Source organism: Robertmurraya korlensis, from assembly GCF_023715225.1.
Lineage (GTDB): Bacteria > Bacillota > Bacilli > Bacillales > Cytobacillaceae > Robertmurraya_A.
Map to the genome: position 1 here is coordinate 1 of NZ_JAMBNS010000116.1, position 443 is coordinate 443.

2 tRNA genes and 1 rRNA gene are annotated in these 443 nt (G+C 44.7%); all 3 read right to left on the reverse strand.

From position 1 onward, the window contains the following. Positions 1–51: 51 nt before the first annotated feature. Positions 52–127, reverse strand: a tRNA-Thr gene (locus tag M3175_RS24440). Between the two features lie 106 nt (positions 128–233). Then, positions 234–309, reverse strand: a tRNA-Val gene (locus M3175_RS24445). 8 nt (positions 310–317) lie between these two features. Next, positions 318–433: ribosomal RNA gene (rrf, locus tag M3175_RS24450) — 5S ribosomal RNA — on the reverse strand. Positions 434–443: the final 10 nt, after the last annotated feature.

Consider the following 443-nt stretch of genomic DNA (forward strand, 5'->3'; position numbering starts at 1 on the left):
TCTGATTAAAAGTCAGATGCTCTACCGACTGAGCTAATGGCTCGGTATAAGTGGTGCCGGTGAGAGGACTTGAACCCCCAACCTACTGATTACAAGTCAGTTGCTCTACCAATTGAGCTACGCCGGCAAAAAAATAAATATTTTTAGTTTACAAAAAAGAACTTTTAATGGATAGTTATTTTCACTTTGTGAGTTTAAATGGAAAACTATTTTTCACTTCGCGAAAAAAGTTTTGGTGGAGGATGACGGGATCGAACCGCCGACCCCCTGCTTGTAAGGCAGGTGCTCTCCCAGCTGAGCTAATCCTCCATATATATGCCTAGCGACGTCCTACTCTCACAGAGGGAAACCCTCAACTACCATCGGCGCTGAAAAGCTTAACTTCCGTGTTCGGTATGGGAACGGGTGTGACCTTTTCGCTATCGCCACTAGACCTGTATTCA